The sequence below is a fragment of the Parundibacterium terreum genome, from assembly GCF_014636315.1.
GTDB classification, from domain to species: Bacteria; Pseudomonadota; Gammaproteobacteria; order Burkholderiales; family Burkholderiaceae_D; genus Undibacterium; species Undibacterium terreum.
In genome coordinates, this window is record NZ_BMED01000005.1 from 1 (window position 1) to 24,498 (window position 24,498).

At 54.1% G+C, this 24,498-nt stretch carries 18 protein-coding genes, 1 tRNA gene and 1 pseudogene; 13 read left to right on the top strand and 7 right to left on the bottom strand.

Translation table 11 applies throughout. The features are described 5' to 3' along the window. The 5 genes from IEW12_RS20835 to greA all read left to right on the top strand — a co-directional run. A partial coding sequence (locus tag IEW12_RS20835; RefSeq protein WP_188568059.1) for a DegT/DnrJ/EryC1/StrS family aminotransferase occupies positions 1–608 on the top strand: 608 nt, incomplete at its 5' end. A gap of 150 nt (positions 609–758) precedes the next feature. Further along, positions 759–1,166, top strand: a complete 408-nt coding sequence (locus IEW12_RS20840; protein ID WP_188568060.1) for a GlcG/HbpS family heme-binding protein — start codon at positions 759–761, stop codon at positions 1,164–1,166. 401 nt (positions 1,167–1,567) lie between these two features. Continuing rightward, entirely contained in the window at positions 1,568–2,752 is a 1,185-nt protein-coding gene (gene carA, locus IEW12_RS20845) for a glutamine-hydrolyzing carbamoyl-phosphate synthase small subunit (protein ID WP_229751294.1), read from the top strand. Next, positions 2,745–5,963, top strand: a complete 3,219-nt coding sequence (gene carB, locus IEW12_RS20850; protein WP_188568061.1) for a carbamoyl-phosphate synthase large subunit — start codon at positions 2,745–2,747, stop codon at positions 5,961–5,963. The genes carA and carB overlap by 8 nt, the downstream gene beginning before the upstream one ends. Before the next feature lie 161 nt (positions 5,964–6,124). Next, positions 6,125–6,601, top strand: a complete 477-nt coding sequence (greA, locus tag IEW12_RS20855; protein WP_188568062.1) for a transcription elongation factor GreA — start codon at positions 6,125–6,127, stop codon at positions 6,599–6,601. 314 nt (positions 6,602–6,915) lie between these two features. Here greA and IEW12_RS20860 read toward each other — a convergent pair whose 3' ends face one another. Further along, positions 6,916–7,395 carry a YhbY family RNA-binding protein gene (locus tag IEW12_RS20860; RefSeq protein ID WP_188568063.1) on the bottom strand — a complete coding sequence of 160 codons (480 nt, stop codon included), beginning with the start codon at positions 7,393–7,395 and terminating at the stop codon, positions 6,916–6,918. A gap of 32 nt (positions 7,396–7,427) precedes the next feature. On the opposite strand from IEW12_RS20860, the gene IEW12_RS20865 reads away from it, so the two are divergent. The 6 genes from IEW12_RS20865 to IEW12_RS20890 all read left to right on the top strand — a co-directional run bounded on the left by IEW12_RS20865 (position 7,428) and on the right by IEW12_RS20890 (position 14,750). Beyond that, the gene (locus tag IEW12_RS20865; protein WP_188568064.1) at positions 7,428–8,072 is read left to right on the top strand and encodes an RlmE family RNA methyltransferase; all 645 of its coding nucleotides are present in this window, start codon (positions 7,428–7,430) and stop codon (positions 8,070–8,072) included. Between the two features lie 120 nt (positions 8,073–8,192). Next, complete coding sequence (gene ftsH / locus IEW12_RS20870; RefSeq protein WP_188568065.1) at positions 8,193–10,085, top strand: ATP-dependent zinc metalloprotease FtsH; 1,893 nt, start codon at positions 8,193–8,195, stop codon at positions 10,083–10,085. A 104-nt stretch (positions 10,086–10,189) separates the two neighbouring features. Continuing rightward, positions 10,190–11,032 (top strand): dihydropteroate synthase, encoded by an 843-nt coding sequence (gene folP / locus IEW12_RS20875; protein WP_188568066.1) that lies wholly within the window; start codon positions 10,190–10,192, stop codon positions 11,030–11,032. Positions 11,033–11,096: 64 nt separating this feature from the next. Further along, positions 11,097–12,440, top strand: coding sequence for a phosphoglucosamine mutase (glmM, locus tag IEW12_RS20880; protein ID WP_188568067.1), 1,344 nt, complete (start codon positions 11,097–11,099; stop codon positions 12,438–12,440). 151 nt (positions 12,441–12,591) lie between these two features. Next, positions 12,592–12,668 (top strand) — tRNA-Arg (locus IEW12_RS20885). A 225-nt stretch (positions 12,669–12,893) separates the two neighbouring features. Next, on the top strand, positions 12,894–14,750 hold the full coding sequence (locus tag IEW12_RS20890) for a putative bifunctional diguanylate cyclase/phosphodiesterase (RefSeq protein WP_188568068.1): 1,857 nt from the start codon (positions 12,894–12,896) through the stop codon (positions 14,748–14,750). Between the two features lie 179 nt (positions 14,751–14,929). Here IEW12_RS20890 and egtD read toward each other — a convergent pair whose 3' ends face one another. The 4 genes and pseudogenes from egtD to IEW12_RS20905 all read right to left on the bottom strand — a co-directional run bounded on the left by egtD (position 14,930) and on the right by IEW12_RS20905 (position 19,533). After that, positions 14,930–15,862 carry an L-histidine N(alpha)-methyltransferase gene (egtD, locus tag IEW12_RS28925; RefSeq protein ID WP_229751295.1) on the bottom strand — a complete coding sequence of 311 codons (933 nt, stop codon included), beginning with the start codon at positions 15,860–15,862 and terminating at the stop codon, positions 14,930–14,932. Between the two features lie 24 nt (positions 15,863–15,886). Then, positions 15,887–17,107 (bottom strand): annotated as a pseudogene (gene egtB, locus IEW12_RS28930) (ergothioneine biosynthesis protein EgtB); the annotation flags it as partial. Positions 17,108–17,452: 345 nt separating this feature from the next. Beyond that, complete coding sequence (locus IEW12_RS20900) at positions 17,453–18,685, bottom strand: MFS transporter (protein WP_188568070.1); 1,233 nt, start codon at positions 18,683–18,685, stop codon at positions 17,453–17,455. A gap of 257 nt (positions 18,686–18,942) precedes the next feature. Beyond that, positions 18,943–19,533, bottom strand: coding sequence for a TetR/AcrR family transcriptional regulator (locus IEW12_RS20905; protein WP_188568071.1), 591 nt, complete (start codon positions 19,531–19,533; stop codon positions 18,943–18,945). A gap of 386 nt (positions 19,534–19,919) precedes the next feature. Between IEW12_RS20905 and IEW12_RS20910 the strand changes: the two genes are divergently transcribed. Beyond that, positions 19,920–20,303, top strand: coding sequence for a DUF427 domain-containing protein (locus IEW12_RS20910; RefSeq protein ID WP_188568072.1), 384 nt, complete (start codon positions 19,920–19,922; stop codon positions 20,301–20,303). A gap of 174 nt (positions 20,304–20,477) precedes the next feature. On the opposite strand, the gene IEW12_RS20915 is transcribed toward IEW12_RS20910, so the two are convergent. Next, positions 20,478–21,050: a TetR/AcrR family transcriptional regulator gene (locus IEW12_RS20915; protein WP_188568073.1), complete on the bottom strand. Its 573-nt coding sequence runs from the start codon at positions 21,048–21,050 to the stop codon at positions 20,478–20,480. Positions 21,051–21,282: 232 nt separating this feature from the next. Between IEW12_RS20915 and IEW12_RS20920 the strand changes: the two genes are divergently transcribed. Beyond that, the gene (locus IEW12_RS20920; protein ID WP_188568074.1) at positions 21,283–22,743 is read left to right on the top strand and encodes an MATE family efflux transporter; all 1,461 of its coding nucleotides are present in this window, start codon (positions 21,283–21,285) and stop codon (positions 22,741–22,743) included. 189 nt (positions 22,744–22,932) lie between these two features. On the opposite strand, the gene IEW12_RS20925 is transcribed toward IEW12_RS20920, so the two are convergent. Then, the gene (locus IEW12_RS20925) at positions 22,933–24,492 is read right to left on the bottom strand and encodes a DHA2 family efflux MFS transporter permease subunit (RefSeq protein ID WP_188568075.1); all 1,560 of its coding nucleotides are present in this window, start codon (positions 24,490–24,492) and stop codon (positions 22,933–22,935) included. Positions 24,493–24,498 lie beyond the last annotated feature (6 nt).

The following is a 24,498-nucleotide window of genomic DNA, read 5'->3' on the forward strand; positions in this document are numbered from 1 at the left end:
GCCAGCGTATCGGCGGCCATGGCGATGCCGTGGCCTGGAGCTTCTACCCCGGCAAGAACCTCGGTGCCTTGGGCGACGCCGGTGCCGTCACCACCAATGATCCCGTCATTGCCGACCGCCTGCGGGTGCTGCGCAATTACGGTTCCCGGGTCAAATACGTGAATGAAGTACAAGGCTATAACAGCCGGCTGGACCCGATCCAGGCTGCCGCGCTATGCGTCAAGCTGAAACACCTGGATGCCTGGCAGGCAAGACGCGACAAGGTCGCTGCGCTGTACAACAAAGAACTAGCCGCCAACCCACGGCTGGTGGTGCCCATGGTGCCAGCAGGTATAGGCTCGGCCTGGCACCTGTATGTGGTGCGCAGCCAGGACCGGGAAGGCTTACAGGCAGCCTTGACCAGGGCCGGCATCGGCAGCCTGATCCATTACCCGATTCCACCGCACAAGCAGCAAGCCTATGCGCAAGCCGGCTCTGGTTCTGGCTATGTCGCAGGGCAATTCCCGCTGGCAGAAGTGATGGCCGATGAGGTGCTGAGCCTGCCGATGGGGCCGCATTTGCGCGAGGAACAGCAATGGCGGGTGATTGAGGCTATTGCGGCCTGGTGATGTGCATATACGGGGCCGTCGATAGTATCTGCTATTGATGGCCTTGATCCTTATTGACGTCCAAGCCCTCCCTTAATTGTCAAAACACTTGTGATATTTAAAATATCGCGCTTCACGTACAATTCACCCATATTTCATAACGAGGTCAAAATGCAAACAAAGCCTGTCTTAACCCTGGAAGATGTCAAGAAAATCGCAGCCGGTGCTGAAGCTGAAGCAAAAGCCAATGGCTGGGCAGTGGTCATTGCCGTGGTCGATGACGGCGGCCACCTGATGTGGTTGCAGCGCCTGGATGGCGTAGCACCGATTTCTGCGCACATCGCTCCAGCCAAGGCGACAACTGCTGCTCTGGGCCGCCGCGAATCCAAGATCTACGAAGACATCATCAATAATGGCCGTTATTCTTTCTTGAGCGCACCTTACCTGGAAGGCATGCTGGAGGGCGGTGTGCCTATCGTGGTGGATGGCCACTGCGTGGGCGCGGTTGGCGTTTCAGGCGTGAAATCTGCGGAAGATGCGCAGATTGCCAAGGCCGGTATTGCCGCGCTGAGCCTGTAATCTCCTGCAGCTTCTTAGTCACTAGTTGCTGTTAATAATAGTTGCTGTTAATCCGGGGCCGGTTTTACATTCGTTTGCGTGCTGCATGCGAAACATGGCTCCGGGTGTGAAAGAAGTAAAAATTAAGCGGGTGCAAGGCCCGCTTAATTGTTGCGGTATGGTTTCGGTATAAACCATAAAATTGCCATTTATCGGGCCTGAAAATTTGCCTGATGGGTCGTTTTGCGCTACAATCTGAAGGTTTAACTAATTTACCTCCCGCCGTAGCGCATACACTATCCACATTGCCCCATAAAATCGTTTCTTTCCGCGCGGAGCCTGTTTGTTAAGACGCCGTGCGCCTAGCACAACGATCATCTTGGTGCGACGCAGCGGCGGTAACAATACAGGAGTTACCCTTGCTGCCATTTCCGCAGTCTTTGCCCCATTCACTCCGTCTAGGGCAAGACACCCCAGCCATCCTCGCTCTCGCTGACGGGACAATATTTTCCGGTTTTTCCATTGGTGCTGCTGGACATACTATAGGCGAGGTTGTTTTCAATACCTCCATGACCGGCTATCAGGAAATCCTGACCGATCCCAGCTATAGTTCCCAGATCGTTACACTGACGTATCCCCATATAGGCAATACCGGCGTCAATTCAGAAGACGTTGAGTCCGACAAAATCCATGCAGCCGGTTTGATCATCAAAGACCTGCCTATGCTGGTATCGAATTTCCGTTCCGAACAATCCCTGTCTGAATATCTGACTTCGCAAAACATCGTTGCGATAGCAGGTATCGATACGCGCAAGCTGACACGCATCCTGCGTGAAAAAGGCGCGCAGGGCGGTGCCATCCTGGTCGGCGATGACGCCGATAAGGCATTGGCGCTGGCGAAGTCTTTTCCCGGCTTGTCCGGCATGGATCTGGCCAAGGTGGTATCCGTTGCCAAGTCTTATGAGTGGACTGAAACTGAGTGGGTGCTGGGCCAGGGCTACGGCCAACTGAGCGATCCAAAATTCCATGTTGTGGCTTTCGACTATGGCGTCAAGCGCAATATCCTGCGCATGCTGACCCAGCGCGGCTGCAAGGTGACTGTATTGCCTGCGCAGGCGACTGCAGCGGACGCACTGGCACTGAATCCGGACGGCGTGTTCCTGTCCAATGGTCCTGGCGATCCTGAGCCTTGCGACTATGCGATTGCGGCGACGAAAGAACTGATAGAAAAAGGCATACCTACATTTGGTATCTGCCTGGGTCACCAGATCATGGCGCTGGCTTCCGGCGCGAAGACATTGAAGATGAAGTTCGGCCACCACGGCGCCAACCATCCTGTGCAGGACCTGGATACTCGCCAGGTGCTGATCACTTCGCAGAATCACGGTTTTGCGGTAGATGCGGCAACCTTGCCGGACAACTGCCGTGTGACCCACGTTTCTTTGTTTGACGGTTCCCTGCAAGGCTTTGCCCGTACGGACAAGCCGGCGTTCTGCTTCCAGGGACACCCCGAAGCATCGCCTGGTCCGCACGATATCGGTTACCTGTTTGACCGTTTCACAGGTTTGATGAATCAGGCAAAGATGGAGAAGAATAAAAATGCCTAAGCGTATTGATATAAAAAGTATTTTGATTATTGGTGCAGGTCCTATCATTATCGGACAGGCATGTGAATTCGATTATTCCGGCGCCCAGGCTTGCAAGGCCCTGCGCGAAGAAGGCTACAAAGTCATCCTGGTCAACAGCAATCCGGCCACGATCATGACGGACCCTGAAATGGCGGATGTGACTTACATCGAGCCTATTACATGGCAAGTTGTCGAGCGCATCATCGCCAAGGAAAAACCGGACGCGATCCTGCCGACCATGGGTGGCCAGACCGCGCTGAACTGCGCGCTGGATCTGCACCGCAATGGCGTGCTGGATAAATACAAGGTGGAACTGATCGGCGCTTCTCCGGAAGCGATCGACAAGGCGGAAGACCGCTCCAAGTTCAAGGATGCTATGACCAAGATCGGCCTGGGTTCTGCACGTTCCGGCGTGTCGCATACCCTGGAAGAATCCTGGGCGGTGCAAAAGGAATTGGGCTTCCCGGTCATTATCCGTCCTTCGTTCACCATGGGTGGCACGGGCGGCGGTATCGCGTACAACGAGGAAGAATTCGAAACCATCTGCAAACGCGGCCTGGAGGCATCGCCAACCAGCGAATTGTTGATCGAAGAATCCTTGCTGGGCTGGAAAGAGTATGAGATGGAAGTGGTGCGCGACAAGGCGGACAACTGCATCATCGTGTGCTCGATCGAAAACCTGGATCCTATGGGCGTGCATACCGGCGACTCCATCACTGTCGCACCGGCACAGACGCTGACCGACAAGGAATATCAGATCATGCGCAATGCCTCGCTGGCAGTGCTGCGTGAAATCGGCGTGGATACCGGTGGCTCCAACGTGCAGTTCTCGGTCAATCCTGCGGATGGCCGCATGATCGTGATTGAAATGAATCCGCGTGTATCCCGTTCTTCGGCTCTGGCTTCCAAGGCGACAGGTTTTCCTATCGCCAAGATCGCAGCCAAGCTGGCAGTCGGCTTCACGCTGGACGAATTGCGCAACGAAATCACCGGCGGCGCAACACCTGCGTCGTTTGAGCCTTCCATCGACTACGTCGTGACGAAGATTCCTCGTTTCGCGTTTGAAAAATTCCCTCAGGCCGACAAGCACCTGACGACGCAGATGAAATCGGTCGGCGAAGTGATGGCGATAGGCCGTACCTTCCAGGAGTCCTTCCAGAAAGCCCTGCGCGGCCTGGAAGTCGGCGTGGACGGCATGAACCAGAAAACCACCGACCGTGAAACGATAGAAGCAGAACTGGGCGAGCCTGGTCCTGACCGTATCTGGTATGTGGGCGACGCTTTCGGCCAGGGCTTCTCGCTGGAAGAAGTGCATCAACTGACCAAGATCGATCCATGGTTCCTGGTGCAGATCAAGGATATCGTCGATATCGAATTGTGGCTGGATCATCAGAACCTGGATGCGCTGGACAAGAACCTGTTGCTGAAGCTGAAGCAAAAAGGTTTTTCCGATCGCCGTCTGGCTTATCTGCTGAAGACAACAGACAAGGCCGTGCGCGAACGTCGTCATATGCTGAACGTGCGTCCGGTCTACAAGCGGGTTGATACCTGCGCCGGTGAATTCGCGACCAACACCGCCTACATGTATTCCACTTACGAGGAAGAGTGCGAATCCGCGCCTACCGACAAGAAGAAGATCATGGTTCTCGGTGGTGGTCCTAACCGTATCGGCCAGGGTATCGAGTTTGACTACTGCTGCGTTCACGCTGCTTTCGCAATGCGCGAAGACGGCTATGAAACCATCATGGTCAACTGCAATCCTGAAACCGTATCCACCGACTATGACACATCGGACCGTCTGTACTTTGAGCCGCTGACGCTGGAAGACGTGCTGGAAATCGTCGCGCTGGAAAAACCGGTGGGCGTGATCGTGCAATACGGCGGCCAGACTCCGCTGAAGCTGGCGCTGGATCTGGAAGCCAATGGCGTGCCTATCATCGGTACATCGCCGGACATGATCGATGCTGCGGAAGACCGCGAACGCTTCCAGAAACTGCTGCAGGATCTGGGGCTGCGTCAGCCGCCTAACCGTACCGCGCGTACCGAACAGCAGGCACTGGAACTGGCACAGGAAATCGGCTATCCGCTGGTGGTGCGTCCATCCTACGTATTGGGCGGCCGCGCGATGGAAATCGTGCATGAGCAGCGTGATTTGGAGCGCTACATGCGTGAAGCGGTCAAGGTGTCGCATGATTCGCCGGTATTGCTGGACCGCTTCCTGAATGATGCGATCGAAGTGGACGTGGATTGCCTGTCCGATGGGCAGCGCACTTTCATCGGCGGCGTGATGGAACATATTGAACAGGCAGGCGTGCACTCCGGCGATTCTGCATGCTCGTTGCCGCCTTACTCCCTGTCGAAAGAGACGATTGATGAGCTGAAGCGCCAGACTTCACTGATGGCCAAGGGCTTAAACGTGGTCGGCTTGATGAACGTGCAGTTTGCGATTCAGCAGCAGGATGGCAAAGATGTCGTCTTCGTGCTGGAGGTGAATCCGCGCGCATCCCGTACCGTGCCTTATGTGTCCAAGGCGACCGGCCTGCAACTGGCCAAGATTGCAGCGCGCTGCATGGCTGGCCAATCGCTGGATTCGCAAGGCATCAAGGATGAAGTGGTTCCTGCTTACTACAGCGTCAAGGAAGCAGTATTCCCGTTCGTCAAGTTCCCTGGCGTGGATACCATCCTGGGACCTGAGATGAAATCCACCGGTGAAGTGATGGGCGTGGGCAAAACCTTTGGTGAAGCTTTCGTGAAATCGCAACTGGGTGCCAGTGTGAAATTGCCGCAATCGGGCAAGGTCTTCCTGAGCATCAAAGGTAGCGACAAGCCGCGTGCAGTCAAAGTGGCGAAAGACCTGGTCGATCTGGGCTTCTCCGTAGTGGCAACTCGCGGTACCGCTGCGGCGATTGCTGCCGAGGGCATTCCTGTTTCCGTCGTCAATAAAGTGGTTGAAGGCCGTCCGCATATTGTCGATATGATCAAGAACCATGAAATTGCCCTGGTGATCAATACCGTGGAAGAGAAGCGCAATGCCATCGTTGATTCCCGTGCAATCCGTGTTTCTTCACTGGCTGCTAGGGTGACTACCTACACGACGATTGCCGGCGCGGAAGCGGCAGTCGAAGGTATGCGTCACCTGGACGAGTTACACGTCTATGATTTACAAGGACTGCATAAAACCTTAAACTAACTGTTATAGTATGGCTTGAGTTGCAGTAAAGAACGGTCTGCATGATCTCTTGCCGTGGCTCAAGACCATTACAGTTTTAATTCATACAGAGGTCACTGACAGCATCAGCCTTGCTGGTGTCAAAGTGGCCTCTGTATTTTTACTTTATAAGTGTTAATAATATGAGTACAGTACCTCTCACCAAATTCGGCGCAGAATTGCTTAAACAGGAATTGCATCAACTGAAGACCAAGGAACGTCCATCGGTCATCAATGCGATTTCGGAAGCGCGCGCGCAGGGCGATTTGTCTGAAAATGCAGAGTACGATGCCGCCAAGGAGCGCCAGAGCTTTATCGAAGGCCGTATCGCGGAACTGGAAGGCAAGCTGAGCGCTGCGCAGATTATCGATCCGACCGAACTGGATGCAGAAGGCCGCGTTGTCTTCGGTTCTACCGTACACCTGGAAGACCTGGAAAATGCGCAGAAGGTAACCTATCAGATCGTCGGTGAAGACGAAGCTGATATCAAGGAAAAGAAAGTGTCCATCACTTCACCCATCGCGCGCGCGCTGATCGGTAAGTATGCTGGCGACGTGGTTGGCGTGCAGGCACCATCAGGCGTGCGCGAGTATGAAGTACTGGATGTACTGTATATCTGAACTGAGCTAAACCGAGCTAAGCAGAATCTGGCGGCGACCGGCTTGCTGGTTGCCTCAATGGCCGCTTGAGCGGCCACGCTTTCCATATAGTGCGCGGCGAGCTGACAAATTAAATTAATTGCCAGGCAATTGCGCGCATAATCCTGAGATGTCCTGAGATCAGGTAAAGGTGGATGTTGGCAGGCACATGCTCTGCCAGAAACATCCGGGCACTAACCAGTAGTCAGTTAATGCAAAATTGGCAAAGTCGGCCAGGTCGGCCAATTGACACCTATCTAATGCTTATAAGTGGCTTATAGTGGCCGACACAATGCTCAGGCATTTCCCAGTGCAGATTTTTTGGTGCTGGTTTGACGTGGCTTGGCACGTTTGATATTTCCACCCTGAGTGACGCGCTCATTACCCTTGACCATGACTTTGGACACGGTAGGTTTTTTGGTGCCGCTTGGGCTAGGCTTGACGATAGTGACTTCACGCAGACCGCCTGCTTTACCTTTTTTCAATACCTTGGTGGTGCCGGCTTCCTGTTTAGGACGATACAGTACCAGCAGTTTGCCGATATGCTGGATTGGTGCGGCATCCAGGGTGCTGCAGATATTGTCGTACATGGCGATACGCGCTTCGCGGTCGTCGCCGAATACACGTACCTTGATCAGTCCGTGAGAATTAAGGCCGGCGTCTATCTCTTTCATGACGGCAGGGGATAAGCCGGCTTCGCCTATCAATACAATTGGCTTCAGGGCGTGAGCTGCGGAACGCAATTCGCTACGTTCAGCGGGCGTTAGTTTTATCATGTAAATTCCTTTAAAAGCAGTATTTTACGCGAATGGCAAAGAATAAATTCAATCAAAATTGGGTTCACGATCATATTAATGATCCTTATGTGAAACTCGCACAAAAAGAAGGCTATCGCGCCAGGGCTGTTTACAAGCTCAAGGAGATTGATGAAAGTGAAAAACTGATCAAGCCTGGCCAGATTATTGTTGACTTGGGTGCAACTCCTGGTAGCTGGTCCCAATATGTCAGGAACAAGCTGGCAGGCAAGGATGGCGGCGGTATCCTGGGCGAAATCTTCGCGCTGGACCTGCTACCGATGGATCCTATCGCGGATGTGCAGTTCATCCAGGGGGATTTTCGGGAGGATGAAGTGCTGAATCAACTGGAAGCGCAGTTAAAAGGGCGCAAAGTTGATCTTGTGTTATCGGATATGGCCCCCAATCTGTCAGGTATCCCCACTGCAGATGCGGCGAGGGTGGAATATATTATTGAACTGGCCGTTGCTTTTGCCAATGCCCATCTGAAACCTTCGGGCGCTTTGCTGGTGAAATGTTTTCACGGACCCAGTTATAACAATATTGTTGATATGTTCAAAAGTGAGTTCAAAACGGTAGCGAACAAGAAACCAAAAGCCAGCAAAGACAAGTCTTCCGAGATATTTTTGCTAGGAAAAGGGCTTAAAAACCCGTCATAGGGCGATCTTCCCTTGATAAACCGGCTTTCCCCCCTATATGGCGTCTAGCAAGGCCAACTTATTGGGGGTAGAATTAATGTTTGAGTGTGTGATGGCGTATGGTGCGTCCAAGGAGTTCTCGTGAATAACATGTTTTCAAAAGCTGCCATCTGGGTTGTGATTGCCTTGGTGCTTTTTACTGTCTTTAAGCAATTCGACGGCAAAGGTATCGCTTCCGGCGCACAATCAATGCCTTATTCAGAGTTCCTGGATGAAGTAAGGGCCAAACACATCAAGGATGCAACGATCGATGAAGCCAGCCGCTCCATCGTCGCTACTACCGTCGACGGCAAGAAGATCAAGTCTCAGGTAACGGTGTTGGATCGCGGCCTGGTCGGCGATCTGGTCAATAACGGCATCAAATTTGATGTCAAACAGCCTGAAGAACAATCCTTCCTGTCCCAGGTATTCATTTCCTGGTTCCCTATGTTGTTGCTGATCGGCGTCTGGGTATTTTTCATGCGCCAGATGCAGGGCGGCGGCAAGGGCGGTGCGTTTTCCTTCGGCAAGTCCAAGGCGCGCATGCTGGATGATGCCAATAACACTGTCACTTTTGCCGACGTTGCAGGTTGCGACGAAGCGAAAGAAGAAGTGACCGAGATCGTTGATTTTCTGCGCGATCCTACCAAATTCCAGAAGCTCGGCGGCCGTATTCCCCGCGGCGTGCTGATGGTTGGTCCTCCAGGTACCGGTAAAACTTTGCTGGCCCGTGCGATTGCAGGCGAAGCCAAGGTGCCTTTCTTCACGATCTCCGGTTCCGATTTCGTTGAAATGTTTGTCGGTGTGGGTGCATCCCGCGTCCGCGATATGTTTGAAAACGCCAAGAAACACTCTCCTTGCATTATCTTCATCGATGAGATCGATGCGGTTGGTCGTCATCGCGGCGCCGGCATGGGCGGCGGTAATGATGAGCGCGAACAGACATTGAACCAGATGCTGGTCGAGATGGATGGTTTCGAAGCCAATTCCGGCGTGATCGTGATTGCTGCAACCAACCGTGCTGACGTTTTGGACAAAGCCTTGCTGCGTCCAGGCCGTTTCGACCGCCAGGTGACTGTAGGCTTGCCGGATATCCGCGGCCGTGAGCAGATCCTGAATGTGCATATGCGCAAGGTGCCTATCGCTCCTGACGTCCGGGCAGACATCCTGGCACGCGGTACTCCTGGTTTCTCCGGTGCCGACCTGGCTAATCTGGTCAATGAATCTGCGCTGTTTGCTGCACGCCGTAACAAGCGTCTGGTAGAGATGCAGGATTTTGAAGATGCTAAAGACAAGATCTACATGGGACCAGAGCGTAAATCGATGGTCATGCGTGAAGATGAGCGCAGGAACACCGCTTACCATGAGTCTGGCCATGCAGTCGTTGCAAAATTGTTGCCGAAGGCAGACCCGGTTCATAAAGTGACCATCATGCCGCGCGGTTTTGCACTGGGCCTGACCTGGCAGTTGCCTGAGCATGATCAGATCAGCGGTTACAAGGACAAGATGCTGGAAGAAATTTCCATCCTGTTCGGCGGTCGTATCGCAGAAGAGATTTTCGTCGGCCAGATGTCTACCGGCGCATCGAATGACTTTTCCCGCGCGACCAAACTGGCTCGCTCGATGGTGACGCGTTTCGGTATGTCCGACACGATGGGTGTGATGGTCTATGAAGACAGCCAGCAGGAAGGCTACTTCGGCATGGCTTCCAAGACTATCTCTGAAGCGACTCAGCAAAAGGTTGATGCTGAAATCCGCATCATCCTGGATCAGCAATATGCAATCTCCCGCAAATTGCTGGAAGAGAACCGCGACAAGGTAGAAGCCATGACCAAGGCGCTGATGGACTGGGAAACGATTGATGCAGACCAGATTGACGACATCATGAACGGCCTGGAACCACGTCCGCCAAAATTGGGCCAGACCATACGCAAGCACCCAAGTGACAGCGCGTCCGGTGGTGTATCGCCGAACGCACCAGCGCCAGCGGTGTAAGGTCCAGAAGCAGGTTTGATCCTGTAAATAAATTTATCCTGATGAGGGTGAGGAGTGATCCTCGCCCTTATTTTTTTGCCTTTCTGCTCTTACAACGTTTTACGATGAATACATATTTTCAATGCGGCCGGTTCCGTTTCGCAATGCAGGGCAAGCAATATCGTCCGCTTGTGATGGGTATCCTGAATGTCACGCCGGATTCCTTTTCCGACGGTGGCCAGCACGCCGCGCTGGATAGTGCGATCACGCATGCGGAGCAGATGATAGAAGAAGGTGTCGACATCATCGACATTGGCGGCGAATCCACCCGCCCAGGGGCACAGGTATTGCCGCTTGAAGAAGAGCTGCGGCGCGTGATGCCGGTGATCTATGCCCTGCGCGATTGCGGCAAACCGCTGTCTATTGATACCTACAAGCCGGAGGTAATGAAGGAGGCTATCCTGGCCGGCGTGGATCTGGTCAACGACATTAACGGCTTCCGGGATGAGCGCGCGGTGCAACTGGTATCACAGAGCGATGTTGCTTTGTGCGTCATGCACATGCAAAATACGCCATCCGACATGCAATTGAAACCGGAATACCGGGACGTGAATGAAGAGGTCATGGTGTTTCTGCAGGAGCGGGTAGACGCGCTGGTCAAGGCTGGCGTGGAGCGCGACCGGATCAGCATAGATCCCGGTTTTGGCTTCGGCAAAAGCTTGCAGCATAATGTGGACATGCTGAAACACATAGGTAATTTTCAGCAGCAGTTGCAATTGCCTGTGCTGGCCGGCCTGTCGCGCAAGAGCATGATAGGCGCGATTACCGGCAAGCCGGTGGAGCGCCGGATGGCAGGCAGCGTAGGCGCTGCTCTGGCAGCGGTAGCGCAAGGCGCGAAGATAGTCAGGGTGCATGACGTCGCTGAAACGGTCGATGCATTGAAGGTATGGCAGGCAATGTCCAGTTAAAAAGCCGAACGTGGAGCGGCGCTGGAAAATCAGTAAGAAAAATAACGAAGACGGGAAAATAATAATGACGAGAAAATATTTTGGCACCGATGGCATACGCGGCAAAGTAGGAGCCGCTCCTATCACTCCTGATTTCGTAATGCGCCTTGGTTACGCTGCCGGCAAAGTGCTGGCGCAAACCGATTCCGCCGGCGGCAACAAGCCTGCCGTGCTGATCGGCAAGGACACCCGTATTTCCGGCTACATGCTGGAAGCCGCCCTGGAAGCCGGCTTTGCCGCTGCCGGTGTAGATGTGATGCTGGCAGGACCTTTGCCGACGCCGGCGATCGCCTACCTGACCAGGGCCTTGCGCCTTTCTGCCGGCGTGGTCATTTCCGCTTCCCATAATCCTTATTACGATAATGGCATCAAGTTCTTTTCTGCTTTAGGCAACAAGCTGCCGGATGACGTGGAGCTGGCGATAGAAGCCGAGCTGGAAAAAGAAATGCATTGCGTCTCATCGGAGCATCTCGGCAAGGCCAGGCGCCTGGAAGATGCACGCGGCCGCTATATTGAATTTTGCAAGAGCACTTACCCGAATGAGCTGGACCTGCGCGGCCTGAAGATCGTCGTGGATAGCGCCCATGGCGCTGCCTACCAGATCGCACCGCATGTGTTCCATGAGCTGGGCGCGGAAGTGATCAGCATTGGTAACCAGCCGAACGGCTTGAATATCAATGACGGTTTTGGCGCTACGTCGCCGGATGCACTGTCATTGGCGGTGCGCGCCAATCATGCTGATATCGGTATTGCACTGGATGGCGATGCCGACCGTTTGCTGATGGTCGATGCCAATGGCCGCATCTACAACGGCGACGAATTGCTGTACCTGATGGTGATGGATCGCATGGCGATAGGTCCGGTGCAGGGCGTCGTGGGCACGCTGATGACCAATATGGCGGTGGAGCTGGCGCTGAAGAAGATGGGCGTAGGTTTTTCCCGCGCCAAGGTCGGCGACCGCTATGTACTGGAGCAAATGCAGGAAAAAGGCTGGCTGCTGGGCGGTGAAGGTTCAGGCCATCTGCTGTGCCTGGACAAGCATACGACCGGTGACGGCATCGTATCCGCCTTGCAGGTTCTGTCTGCGCTGCGCAGGAACGGCAAGACGCTGGAACAATGCTTTGACGGCCTGAACCTGTTCCCGCAGGTATTGATCAATGTGCGGGTCACTCCCGGTTTTGATTGGCAAAAGAATGCTGCTGCAGTGCAGGAAAAAGAAGCCGTGGAAAAAGAACTGGGTGACAAGGGCAGGGTATTGATCCGTGCCTCAGGCACCGAGCCCTTGATACGCGTGATGGTAGAGGCTGAAGATGCGGACCTGGCTAACAAAATGGCGCGTCGCCTGGCAGACCATATTACACCGGGCTAAGCGCTGAAAGACGAGGCGGTAATCGGCTGAATTTGCCTTGCGGCATGGATTCAAGGTTGAATCCATGGCCGATAAGAGGTACTATTCAGCCTTCTGTTTTTCTGCGCCGTCTCATAGTACGCATGCGGTCGGCGCCGGACACTTTTACGACCTGTCCATAGCTCAGTTGGATAGAGCACGAGCCTTCTAAGCTCGGGGTCGCAGGTTCGATTCCTGCTGGGCAGGCCAATGAATTCGTGCATAAAAGCCCAGTTAAAAAAACTGGGCTTTTTGCATTTTAATTAAGACCGCAGCATATTTTTCCGCAACAAGCGTAAAAACTGTTAGTCTCCGGCAAGTCTGCAATGCAGCCATCATGCGTTCAACTCGGAGTAAATGCGCTGGTTCTCTTGCTGAGGACGAGACGCAAATGAAGCAATGCACAAAGCTAAGGATGTAAATAATGCATCTACTTTGAGTAAGAAATTAATCGAAGTAGATCTGAAAATATCGACAGTGGCATTGCTACTGGCGAGCCTGTTTCTGTGCATTTACCAATATTTTGTCTTGCGTTCCGATCTGGACGAGCAGGTGCAGGCGCAAGCGGTTTCTGTTGCATCGCAGATGTCCACTCACTTGGCGGCTTCGAACGCCGAGCTGGGTAAAAGCCTGTCCAACCGGCTTCAGCCCTTTGATTTTATTGAGAGCGCTGAGATATTCACGCCGCAAGGCAAGCTTCTCGCCTCCTATGGCAAAACCAAAGCCCTCCCGGCAGGTTTCAAGGATGCTTCAAATCCTCGCTGGCATTTCAATGCCCTGGCTGCTGTACAACGCATAAATGGCGGTGGTGCGCAGGCGGGTTTGCTGGTCTTGCATGCAACACTGGACCAGCTACTGATTCGCCTTGCTGTGTATATGTGCGTCGCAGTGCTGGCGATTGCTGCTGCCTTGATGGTTGCGCGCCTGATTGTGGTTGGCTTGAAGGAGGAGCTCCTGCAGATGGAAACGCATCTGCAATTTCTTGCCCATACCGATGCGGTAACGGGATTGCCGAATCGCCATGCTTTCTCTTCCCGTCTTGATTCGGTCATCTCTGTCGTCTCCGAGCACGGCGGCAGCGCTGACTTGCTGCTGCTGGACCTGGATAATTTCAAGATAGTGAATGACACGCTGGGGCATCAGAGCGGAGACACCTTGCTCGGCCTGGTGGCTGAGCGCCTTAGCTCAATACTGCGGGAAGGAGATATCGTGTGCCGGATAGGTGGCGATGAGTTTGCCATCATATTAGAAACCAGGGCCAGCAAATCCGCAGGAGAGCGCATCGCTGAAAAAATTGTCGGCTCCTTCAAGGAACCGTTTATTGTCGATCAGCAGGAAATCTATATTACCGGCAGCATAGGCATTAGCAGTTTTCCAGGCGGCGGCATAGACCAGTCCACGCTTACCCGTAATGCCGACACGGCAATGTACAAGGCGAAGTCAAAAGGGAAAAACTCCTTTGAACAGTTTCATCCCGAGATGGACGTATCGGTGAAGAAGAGGGCCGCAATTGAGTTGAGCCTGCGCAAGGCATTGGAGCGCAATGAATTGGCCTTGTACTACCAGCCCAAAGTCAGCCTGAAAGATCAGAAAGTCATGGGCTTTGAGGCGCTGCTGCGCTGGAATCATCCTGAGATGGGATTGGTGTCGCCGGTGGATTTTATTCCGATCGCTGAAGAGAGCGGGCTGATCGTGCCGATAGGCAGCTGGGTCATAGAAACGGCTTGCAGGCAGATCCGCGCCTGGAGTGACGCCGGTTTCAACGAATTAAAGGTCGCCGTCAACCTGTCGGCGCGCCAGACCAAGAGCATTGCGCTGATTGACGACGTACTGAATGCGTTGAGGAAATCCGGTTTGCATCCCTGGCAGCTGGAACTTGAAATCACCGAGTCGATGCTGATGGATAATATTCATGACAATATGGACTTGCTTGAGAACTTGCAGGCAGCAGGCATCTTCTTGTCGATTGATGATTTTGGCACAGGCTATTCATCGATGGCCTACCTGAAGAGGCTGCCTATCGATCAGTTGAAAATCGACCGCGCATTTATCAAGGATATTCCCGGCGACGGCGATGATGAGGCGATCGTTTCGGCGATTGTCGATATGGCGCACAGGCTGGGCATTGCGGTGGTTGCTGAGGGGGCAGAAACCTGCGAGCAGATTGCGTTTCTGGAAGCGGCAGGCTGCGATGCCGTGCAGGGTTTCTACGTGTCCCATCCGCTTACTGCTGACGATGTGCCGCAGTTTCTTGAACGGCACAACAAAGCCTTGATAGCAGCGGCATCGTAACAGCTTCGATACGTATTGCTCAAATTGGCATCATCGAAAAGAGCATCCATTCTCTCATCAAATACGCCGGCCCCATTACCTCCCCATTAACGCCCCGCTAGCACATAACGCGTGGCCTTTGACCAGTATCCTTTCCCGCTTGGATGGCTTTTGATGATTTCAGCATCATGGCGGCAGGTTCAGCGCGTTTGCTCGGGCACCAGGCTGAATACGGCAAATTGCGGGACCTCGCTGATCCACTGTTTCCTGACAGACCATCCCGCCTGCGCCGCTAGCCGCGCAAACGACTCGGGGGTGAACTTGTGCGAATTCTCCGTATGAAAAGTCTCGCCGGCCATGAAAGCGAAAGTATGCCCGGCTGCGTTGACCAACTGATCCGCCTTGCTGACCAAATGCATTTCCATGCGCTGATGCTCGTTGTTCCAGATCGCCTTGTGATCAAACATATCCAGGTCGAAGTTCCCGCCCAGTTCGCGGTTGATGCGCACCAGCATATTCTTGTTGAAGCGAGCGGTGACTCCCGCTGCGTCATCATAGGCGGCGACCAGTGTTGCTTCATCCTTGACTACATCGGCGCCCACCAGCAGGCTGGCCTTGTCGCCCATCAGTTGTCGTGCAGCGCGCAGGAATTGCACGGCTTGTTCCGGTGTGAAGTTGCCTATGGTTGAACCCGGAAAGAATCCGACCTTGGCTTGTGTCTGGGTCGCGGCCGGTAGAGCCAAGGTAGCTGTGAAGTCGCCGAGCAAGGGAAGTACCTGCAGAGCTGGATATAGCTGCGCGAGTTTTGCAGCAGCTTTTTCCAGCGCGTCCTTGCTGATGTCGATTGGGACATAGGAGGCAATATGAGGTGCCGCATCGAGGATCAGCCTGGTCTTGTCGCTGGCACCGCTGCCGAATTCCACCAGCACTGCTCCCGCTGGCAAGTCCGCGGCAATCTCTGCCGCAATATGTTGCAGCAATGCAGTTTCAGTGCGGGTTGGATAGTATTCCGGCGTCAGGCAAATTTCCTCAAAAAGTTCGGAGCCCGTCGCGTCATAGAAATATTTGGGTGACAGATTTTTCTTTTTTGCGGAGAGACCTGCTACCACGTCGCCAGCGAATTCCGCATCCATTTCTATTGTTGCATTATGCGCGCGCGCATCGCGTGCCAGCCTTAGGCCAGCACGCATCCACCGTTGTCCCGGGCGGTAGAAATTACGGTAAGTCAACCGGGAGTGACCTGCCGGTGTGATATCGGCACCGCCGCGTAGTACCATCTGGTTCACCATGAATTTGCCGTTGTACTCACCGACGGCGCTGGCAGCAGGGCGGAAACCGGGGTAGGCGCCGTAGGCGCTTTGTGTCCATTGCCAGGCTGCGTCATCCACTTGTTCCAGGATGCCTGCGCTGGCTGCATATTCCCATTCCGCCTCGCTGGGCAGGCGTGCACCCGCCCAGGCAGCGAAGGCGGCGGCTTCGTAATAGCTGATATGGCTGACCGGGGCATCCGGCTGTATCGCTTGCAGACCCTTTAAGCTCATTTGACGCCATTCACCGGAGCTGCTGTCTTGTTCCCAATATAGCGGGGCTTGCCACGCCTCAGCCTGCACCAGGCTCCAGCCATCGGACAGCCATAGCTCATGCCGTGAGTAGCCGCCGTCTGCGATGAACTCCAGCCATTCAGCGTTTGTCACCAGGTGATCGCTGATTTCAAATGCATGCAGCCACACGGTGTGGCGTGGGCCTTCATTGTCGAATGCGAAGTCTTTTGCTGCTGTTCCGATGTCGACAGTACCGCCGTTGATGGCGATGAAGCGGCCACGGCGTCCTGGCTTGATATCAGGCCATGTGCGGTCATAGACAGGTTTCACCGGCGACAGGCTGAACAAATGCAGCAGGTCCATCAGCAGAAGCTCCTGATGCTGCTCTTCATGGGCAATCCCCAGTTCCACCAGATCTGCAATGTTTGCAGGCAATGCCGACTGCAGTAGCGCCACCATACGCTCGTCCACATGGTGCCGGTAAGCGATGATGGATTTCACTGCCGGACGGGTCATCATCCCTCGCTGCGCTCGTGGCTGCCGTTGTCCCAAAGCTTCATAGTAAGAGTTGAACAGATACGCAAACTCGGGATCATAAGGGCGATAGTTTTCAACATGCGGCAGCAATAGGAAGGTTTCAAAGAACCAGGCTGTATGGGCGAGATGCCATTTGGCAGGACTGGCGTCCGGCATGGACTGCACCACCATGTCCTCGGGGCTCAGTGGCGCCACCAGCGATTCGGTGCGGCTGCGCACGCGCCGGTAGCGCTCAAGCAGGGTGGGGTATTTAGCTGTTTCAGGCAGGAGGTCAGCGCTCAGGGCAGCGTTTGTATTCATGATGGAGGCGTGTATTGGCTAATTGTTATTTGGTGTAGCGGCTGACCGTGCTAAGTTTGATAGATTGAAAAAATACGGACGTACATATTGTTGTTGAATACGATTTTCGTGTCAAGGAACTTTGTCGTCAATATTGAAGCTTTGCTTACACTTTGTTTGAAACTAAATGCAAACAAGAGAAGCAGTGCCAGCTTGCTTGCGGAGATAGATGCGGGTAGGACGAGGGGGTGCGACTCAAAGACGCTGCGCTGCAAGCGTGAATGAATTTTTGCCTGAAGGCTGAAGAAGGAGGGAGTTAATATGCCGTGCTCCGGCGAGCACGGCATATTGGAGAAGCTAGTTCGCTTAAGCTGCCATTGCGAGCTTGTTGGCGGATGAGATGCGTTTGCTGATTGCAATCGTCAGCAGCAGGGCTGCAACTTCGCTGACGGCGCCGACGAAGCCAAGATCTGAGACTGAGCTATAAGTCAGCGTGATCGAACCCAGTCCAGCTCCCAGCGAAAATCCCAGATACATGAAAGATGCATTGAGGGACAGCACGATAGGCGCAGCCTTGACACCGGCGACGCTCACCAGGCTGGCTTGCTGGCCTGGGTAAAAAGCCCAGTGCGCGACACCCCAGGCAAGCACGGCAATGACGATGGGTACAAGTGCCAAAGATTTGGGTAGAAAATGCGCGCTGAGCGAAAGTGCAATAAACGCAGCCACCAATACCGATAAGGCGGGAATGATAACGGCACGAGGGCCAAACTTATCGACGGAGCGGCCGCTGATGCTGAGGCCGATGATTGCAGCTGCACCCCAGCTGAACAGGATGAAGCCGATCTGCGCGCCTTGCAAATGGGTAGCATGGGAAACAAACAATGCCAGGTAGGTATAGATGGTATAGCCGCCCATCGCCCACAGAGTCGTTACCAGCAAGGTCAGCAATACGATGGGTTGGCTGGCTGTCCTGATGCGTTCCCTGATCGTTGCAGTTGCCAGGCCGTTTCCTATGCTGCTGGGCAAACCGGCCAGCAAGCCTGCTGTCGCAATCATCGACAGGGCTGCGACACCGGCAAAGGTCATGCGCCAGCCTAGCCTGTCGCCAATCAGCGCACCCAGCGGAACACCGAAGGCAACTGCAACCGACAAGCCACCGTTCACGATTGCGATGGCGGTACCGCGGCGCTCAGGCGCAACGACAGCACTGGCCAGCGCGTTGGCCCCCGGCACATACAGGCCGGCAGCAAAAGCCAGCAAGATACGTGCTGCCATCAGGGACCAGTAGCCTTGTGCGGCCCAGGCGACAAAATTGGCTATTGCAAATGCACTCATTGCCAGGATCAGCAATCTGCGGCGATTGAAATTGCCTGTCAATGCCGTCAATATGGGGGAGCTTAGCGCATAGGCAAAGGCGAATACGGTGACCAGCTGGCCGGCGGTGGCGATGCTGACCGACAGATCGGCTGCCATGCCTGGCAGCAGTCCGGCGATCATGAAGCTTTCAGTTCCGACAGCAAAAGTGCCTAGTGCCAGCCAATACAATGGCGCATTGCTGGAAATAGCGGGGTTGGCAGTGGATGGGTTTGCGTTCATTTGATGCTCCAGATGAGTTGCGAGCGTTGCCGGAAACTTGTGGATGCGCAGGCTTTGTATATTGCCTATGTGCAGGAAGAACGCTCAGTAATTGCAATATACGGCGACTTCCGTTCTGGATAAATGCGCTGGATTTCCGAACATAACGGATGAAAATGTCCGCTATTGCTCTCGCTATTAGCAATTTACCGATGGGGGAGGGGATACATTACGGCGCCAAGCTTAGCTGGCAAATAGGCTTGGTTTGGCGACTGGCCTCAGGCGGGGTGTTTGAGTATGGTAGAAAACAGCACGTGCTTGAAACGATTCAAAGGCTCCACATCGCGGTAGCCCTTGGCGATCAGGTTTGCTCCCTGCAGTGAGGAAACAATAAAGCCGGCGATTTCATTGCAGTCAAAATCTGCCGGTAGTTCACCTGCTTTTACGGCCGCAGTCAGGCAGTAAGCGAGGGAGTGTTGAACCTCGGTAAAAATCTCTACCAGCCGGGTACGAATAGGCTCGCTGTGGTCGCTGGCCTCGGCGGTAAAATTGCCATACAGGCAGCCATTGCGCATTTCATCCTGCTGTAGATGCTCGCGATTCTTGTCCATGTAGTCGCTGAGACGTTTCAAGGGTGGGAGTTCATCGTTGAGCAGGGTGGCTGCCATGACTTCGCGGCTGTTGGAGAAGTAGAGCTCGATAATTTCCAGGCCAAAAGATTCTTTGGAGCCGAAATGATTCGTAAATGACCCCTGAGGCACGCCGGCCGCCTGGACAATATCACGCACGCTGGCACCGCCGAAACCGTGCTGATGCACGACACGGAGTCCTTCGGTCAGTATCTTTTCTCTGTGTGAGGGTTTGGCCATGGAGGCATAATATGATCATCCATATTGGCGTGTCAAGGTAGGAGCCCTCTACCCGAGAAGCGCCAAGGCCATGCATGAACATTAATAATATGGCATTCTTTGGCGCAAGTTCGCAGGCAAGGTGATTCGCTTGACTTGAAAATTGTGTCCGAATAATATGTACGTGCGTATTATTGACCGGGGCATGAAAACTATGCGTTGGATGATGTTTTCAAATACGTGCCATCCTGAACAAGATTCAGCGTCTTAGAGTTGACGCGTAGTGAGTGCGTAGCGCAAACACCGACAGGAATGTTTTTATCCTGATTTTTACAAAATTACCTGCTGCTGCAGGCCTTACAAATGGCTTTCAGCCTATTCCAGACTTCTGAGAAGAGTGCCAGATCATGCAAACCAAAACCGTCAAAATCCCGGGGCCTGAACATCCGATCACGATCACAAAAAATCCGGCGCGGATTACAGTTTCCATAGGCGGACATGTTATTGCCGATACGCGCGAGGCGCTGACGCTACAAGAAGCGTCTTATCCGGCGGTGCAATACATCCCGCGCAAAGACGTCGATATGTCTTTGCTGGAGCGCAGCAGTCACGCGACGTATTGTCCCTATAAAGGCGATTGCGCTTATTACAGTATCCCTGCAGGTGGTGAGCGTGCTGCAAATGCAGTATGGACTTATGAGGCGCCGTATGATGCGGTGGCTGTGATCAAGGATCACGTCGCTTTTTACCCTGACCGTGTGGATGCAATCACGGAACAGGCAGCAGGCTGACGTGAGACCTGCGCTGTAAGAAAAAGGCATTGACCTGAGGTGAATGCCTTTTTTCTTGCTGAAGTGCTGTTGATGTCGCTGATGATGCGCCTGATCTAAGCAGCATCGCACTGCCGAATTTTGGCAAGCAGGCTAGCGTGATTTGCCCGGCTTGGCTTGCTCGCCTGCCGGTTTTTACAGGTAGGGTGCCAGGGCAAATTTCATGAATATATCGAGAGGCGTGCGCGATTTGTCGATCTTTGCCCGCATCACTGCGCCCTCCCAGGAATTCAGCAGGAAGCTGGCGAGCTCCGCTGCACTCAGCTCGTCAGGCATCTCGCCTGCAGCCTGGGCTTCTGCGACTACCGATTCCAGTTCACTACTCCATTGCGCAAACGCAGCGGCTGTATGTTCGCGTATCAGTTCGCTCTGGTCGGACAACTCCATTCCAAAATTGCCGAGCAGGCATCCACGCGCAAATTGGCTTTTGCCATATCTCTGATTGAGTGCGGTGAAATATTCTTGCAGCCTGCGGCCGGGCGCAACGGACTGGTCGGCGAGAAGTACGGCTAATTTGCTGTTTTCGCGATAACGGTCAACGATCTCGGCACCGAGTGCTTCCTTGCTGTCGAAATGGTTGTAAAACGAACCCTTGGGGACGCCGGCAGCGCTGGTGATATCTTGCACCGAGCAGGCATTGAAGCCCATTCCATGGAAGGAATTCATTCCTGCTTCAAAAATGAGGTCGCGGACATTTTGCTTTTTCATCGGCAGATCATAGGGCTGGGTTTTTCATCGGTCAAGAGGGGTGACTTTGTTCGCATCACAGTAATATCGGGTGCAATGACAGGCGAACGAGGGCGCTGATTTTTGTCGGCATGCCTGGTGAATTGCACACATCGGTGATTTGCTATTGACCTGACGGGATAGTTTAACCGATACTAAGATGACCAGTCATCTTAATTTTAGATGCTTTTTTGTTTATTGCAAGGTAGGTAATATGAATGCCAGTTCTGAAGCCTTACGTGTTTCGTCAATTCCCGCCGAGGCTGGCTTTGCGGCCAAACCTGTTATTGAAACCCCTTCCGCCGAATCCATTGCAGATCAGCGCAAGAACGCTGCACGCGCCGCATTGCTGAATGGACCTATATTCCCTACCTTGTTGAAGCTGGCCATTCCGACCATGTCGGTGCTGATTGCGCAAACAGCAGTCAATGTAGCCGAAGCTGCTTACGTGGGACACCTGGGTTCGGCGCCGCTGGCCGGTGTGGCCCTGGTTTTTCCGGTCTTCATGCTGATGACGACGATGTCCAATGGAGGCATAGGCAGCGGTGTAGGGTCTGCCATTTCACGCGCCATCGGCGCCGGACGCAAGCAAGACGCGGACGTACTGGTATTTCATGCGCTGGTGCTTGCTGTCCTGTTCGGCTTGGCGTTTACCGCTGGTGCCTTGCTGCTGGGACCTTCGCTATACCATGCAATGGGCGGCGAGGGCGAGGCACTAGAGGCCGCAGTACATTATTCTGCGTGGCTGTTTTCTGGCGCCATCCCGGCCTGGATTGTCAACCTGATCGCGTCAGCTTTGCGCGGCTCGGGCAATGTCAGGGTGCCGGCGATCGTCACGCTGGCTGGTGCCGTCATATTGATCCCGGCATCACCGGCGCTGATCTTCGGTTTTGGTCCGATTCCCCGGCTGGGCATAGCAGGCGCGGGCATTGCTTTCACCGCCTACTATACGGTGGCGTGCCTGGTGCTATTGCATTACATGAGGTCCGGGAAAAGCGGCTTGCTGCTTAAGGCAGGCCCCTTGAAATCTGTCTATTTCAAAGACATCCTCAAGGTGGGCATACCTTCCGCAGTGGGGACTGTGCTGACCAATTTTACGGTTATCGCGGTGACTGCAGCGGTCGGCCTGTTCGGCATCCATGCGATTGCCGGTTATGGCACAGCCGCCAGGCTCGACTACATCATGATTCCTTTGCTGTTTGGACTGGCGACAGCAGTGTTGACGATGGTTGGCGTGAACATGGGTGCGGGCGATGTGATGCGGGCCAAGAAGGTGGCCTGGATAGGCGGCTTTACCGGGGCGGCAATGGTAGAAGCGATAGGCTTGCTGGTAGCCGTGTTTCCCGGCATCTGGCTGCACATGTTTACCACTGATCCACTGGTGCTTCCGGCGGCAGAAACTTATCTGCATATCGTCGCTCCGTTTTATGGTGTGTTCGGATTGGGGCTAGTATTGGGTTTTGCTGCACAAGGCGCGGGGCAGGGTATTTGGCCTTTGCTGGGCGCTGTCGCCCGCATGCTGGTCGCGGCCGGCATAGGCTGGATTGCGGTCGCCAAATTCGGTGCAGGCATGCCGGTACTGGCAGCGATAGTAGCGACATCGTTTATTGCTACTGCCTCTGTTTGTGTTGCTGCGATGTTTTATAAGCCGCTGTGGAAGCCGACCAGAAAATAGCTGCCTTTCAATAGATGCCCTTGTATCGCTTGAGGCAGTCGCTAAACAAAACAGCCCGGCTACGAACCGGGCTGTTTTGTTTCCATTCATGGCTTGGATACTAGCCTTCGTCTCCTCCTATTTGCGATCCTGTTGATGTATGCAAATTTCATTTTATCGACCGGCATCGCGAGGCAGGTGTGTCAAGCTCTAGTGCGCCGCTGCTGCTGCGTCGGCTGAGCCGCCCCGTGCCGGCTTGGTGATCCAGATCAAAGGGATGATGACGATAAAGATGATGCCGGAGATCCAGAAAATATCATTCAGCCCCAGCATTGCCGCCTGTGTATTCAGCGTGGATTCAAACTTGGCGTAGGCCTGTTGCAAGGGAAGGCCTACGGCCGATTGCAAATTGCCTATGCTATCCAAAAAAGTCGAATTATAGATGCTGGCTTGCTCTGTCAGGCGCGAGTGGTGCAATATCGTCCGATTGTTCCACATAGTGCTCACGATGGCGGTGCTGGCGGCGCCGCAAAATATGCGGATGAAATTGGATAAGCCGGCCGCCGCTGGAATTTTGTCAGGCGACAAGCCGGATAACACGATGGCCGTCAGCGGCACGAAGAACAAGGCCATGGGTATGCCTTGCAGCAAGGTGGGCAATACCAGGGTCCAAGTGTCTACGCCAGTGGTGTACACCGAACGCATGAAGAACACGCCCGCAAATCCGATAAAAGCCATGGTTGCCAATACGCGGGTATCCGATTTTGGCATCAACTTGCCCATCACCGGCGCCAGCAATACGGCGAAGATGCCCAGCGGCGCAGTCGCCAGGCCGGCATCTACCGAGCGGTAGCCGAGATATTGCTGCATCCATTGCGGAAGCAGCACCAGATTGGCAAAAAACACGCCGTAGGCCACCGAGATGGCGATGGTGCCGCCCATGAAATTGCGTCCTTTAAACAGGCGAAGATCAACGATGGGGTGTTCTTCGGTCAGTTCCCAGATCACAAAGAAGATGAAACTGAACAGGGCAAATACTGCCAGGCCAATAATGACCGGAGACTGGAACCAGTCCAGATCCTTGCCCTTGTCCAGCATGATCTGCAGCGATGCGACCCAGGCAATCAGGGAAGCCAGTCCGACCTTGTCGATAGGGATGATTCTGGTTGCGGTATCCCGCGTTTTGAAGATGGACCAGGTGACCGCGGCGGCAAAAATGCCGACCGGGATATTGATGTAAAAAATCCACGACCAGGAATAGCTGTCCGTCATCCATCCACCCAAGGCAGGGCCTGCAATTGGGCCGACAGTAGCCGTCATCGCCCACAGTGCCAGCGCCAGGCTGCTCTTTGCCTTGGGATAGGAACTCAATAAAATGGCTTGCGACAAGGGAATCAATGGGCCGGCGACCGCGCCTTGCAAAATGCGTGCGGCCAGCAGGACGGGCAGTGTAGGCGCAACGCCGCACAGCCATGAAGAGAAGGTAAATAACAGGATGGCAATGACAAACAGGCGTATCTGCCCGAGACGCTGAGTCAGCCAGCCGGTGAGCGGGATCGATATTGCGTTAGCTGCTGCGAACAGGGTAATCACCCAGGTGCCTTCATCGACGGACACCCCGAGATTACCTGAGATAGTGGGAATCGCCACGTTGGCGATGGAAGAGTCCAGCACGTTCATGAAGGTGGCGAGCGCGACGGCAATCGTTGCCATCACCAGCTTGCCACCTGTCAACGGCGGTAACTCGGCAGGTTTGTTTTTCGTATCCATGGCATT

Coding starts and splice junctions, on each gene's coding strand:
- folP (WP_188568066.1), top strand. CDS start 10,190: ATGAATACATATTTTCAATGCGGCCGGTTCCGTTTCGCAATGCAGGGC.
- IEW12_RS20925 (WP_188568075.1), bottom strand. CDS start 24,492: ATGGATACGAAAAACAAACCTGCCGAGTTACCGCCGTTGACAGGTGGC.
- greA (WP_188568062.1), top strand. CDS start 6,125: ATGAGTACAGTACCTCTCACCAAATTCGGCGCAGAATTGCTTAAACAG.
- IEW12_RS20910 (WP_188568072.1), top strand. CDS start 19,920: ATGCAAACCAAAACCGTCAAAATCCCGGGGCCTGAACATCCGATCACG.
- egtD (WP_229751295.1), bottom strand. CDS start 15,862: ATGGATGCGGAATTCGCTGGCGACGTGGTAGCAGGTCTCTCCGCAAAA.
- IEW12_RS20920 (WP_188568074.1), top strand. CDS start 21,283: ATGAATGCCAGTTCTGAAGCCTTACGTGTTTCGTCAATTCCCGCCGAG.
- IEW12_RS20860 (WP_188568063.1), bottom strand. CDS start 7,395: ATGATAAAACTAACGCCCGCTGAACGTAGCGAATTGCGTTCCGCAGCT.
- IEW12_RS20865 (WP_188568064.1), top strand. CDS start 7,428: ATGGCAAAGAATAAATTCAATCAAAATTGGGTTCACGATCATATTAAT.
- IEW12_RS20840 (WP_188568060.1), top strand. CDS start 759: ATGCAAACAAAGCCTGTCTTAACCCTGGAAGATGTCAAGAAAATCGCA.
- IEW12_RS20915 (WP_188568073.1), bottom strand. CDS start 21,050: ATGAAAAAGCAAAATGTCCGCGACCTCATTTTTGAAGCAGGAATGAAT.
- carB (WP_188568061.1), top strand. CDS start 2,745: ATGCCTAAGCGTATTGATATAAAAAGTATTTTGATTATTGGTGCAGGT.
- glmM (WP_188568067.1), top strand. CDS start 11,097: ATGACGAGAAAATATTTTGGCACCGATGGCATACGCGGCAAAGTAGGA.
- IEW12_RS20905 (WP_188568071.1), bottom strand. CDS start 19,533: ATGGCCAAACCCTCACACAGAGAAAAGATACTGACCGAAGGACTCCGT.
- IEW12_RS20900 (WP_188568070.1), bottom strand. CDS start 18,685: ATGAACGCAAACCCATCCACTGCCAACCCCGCTATTTCCAGCAATGCG.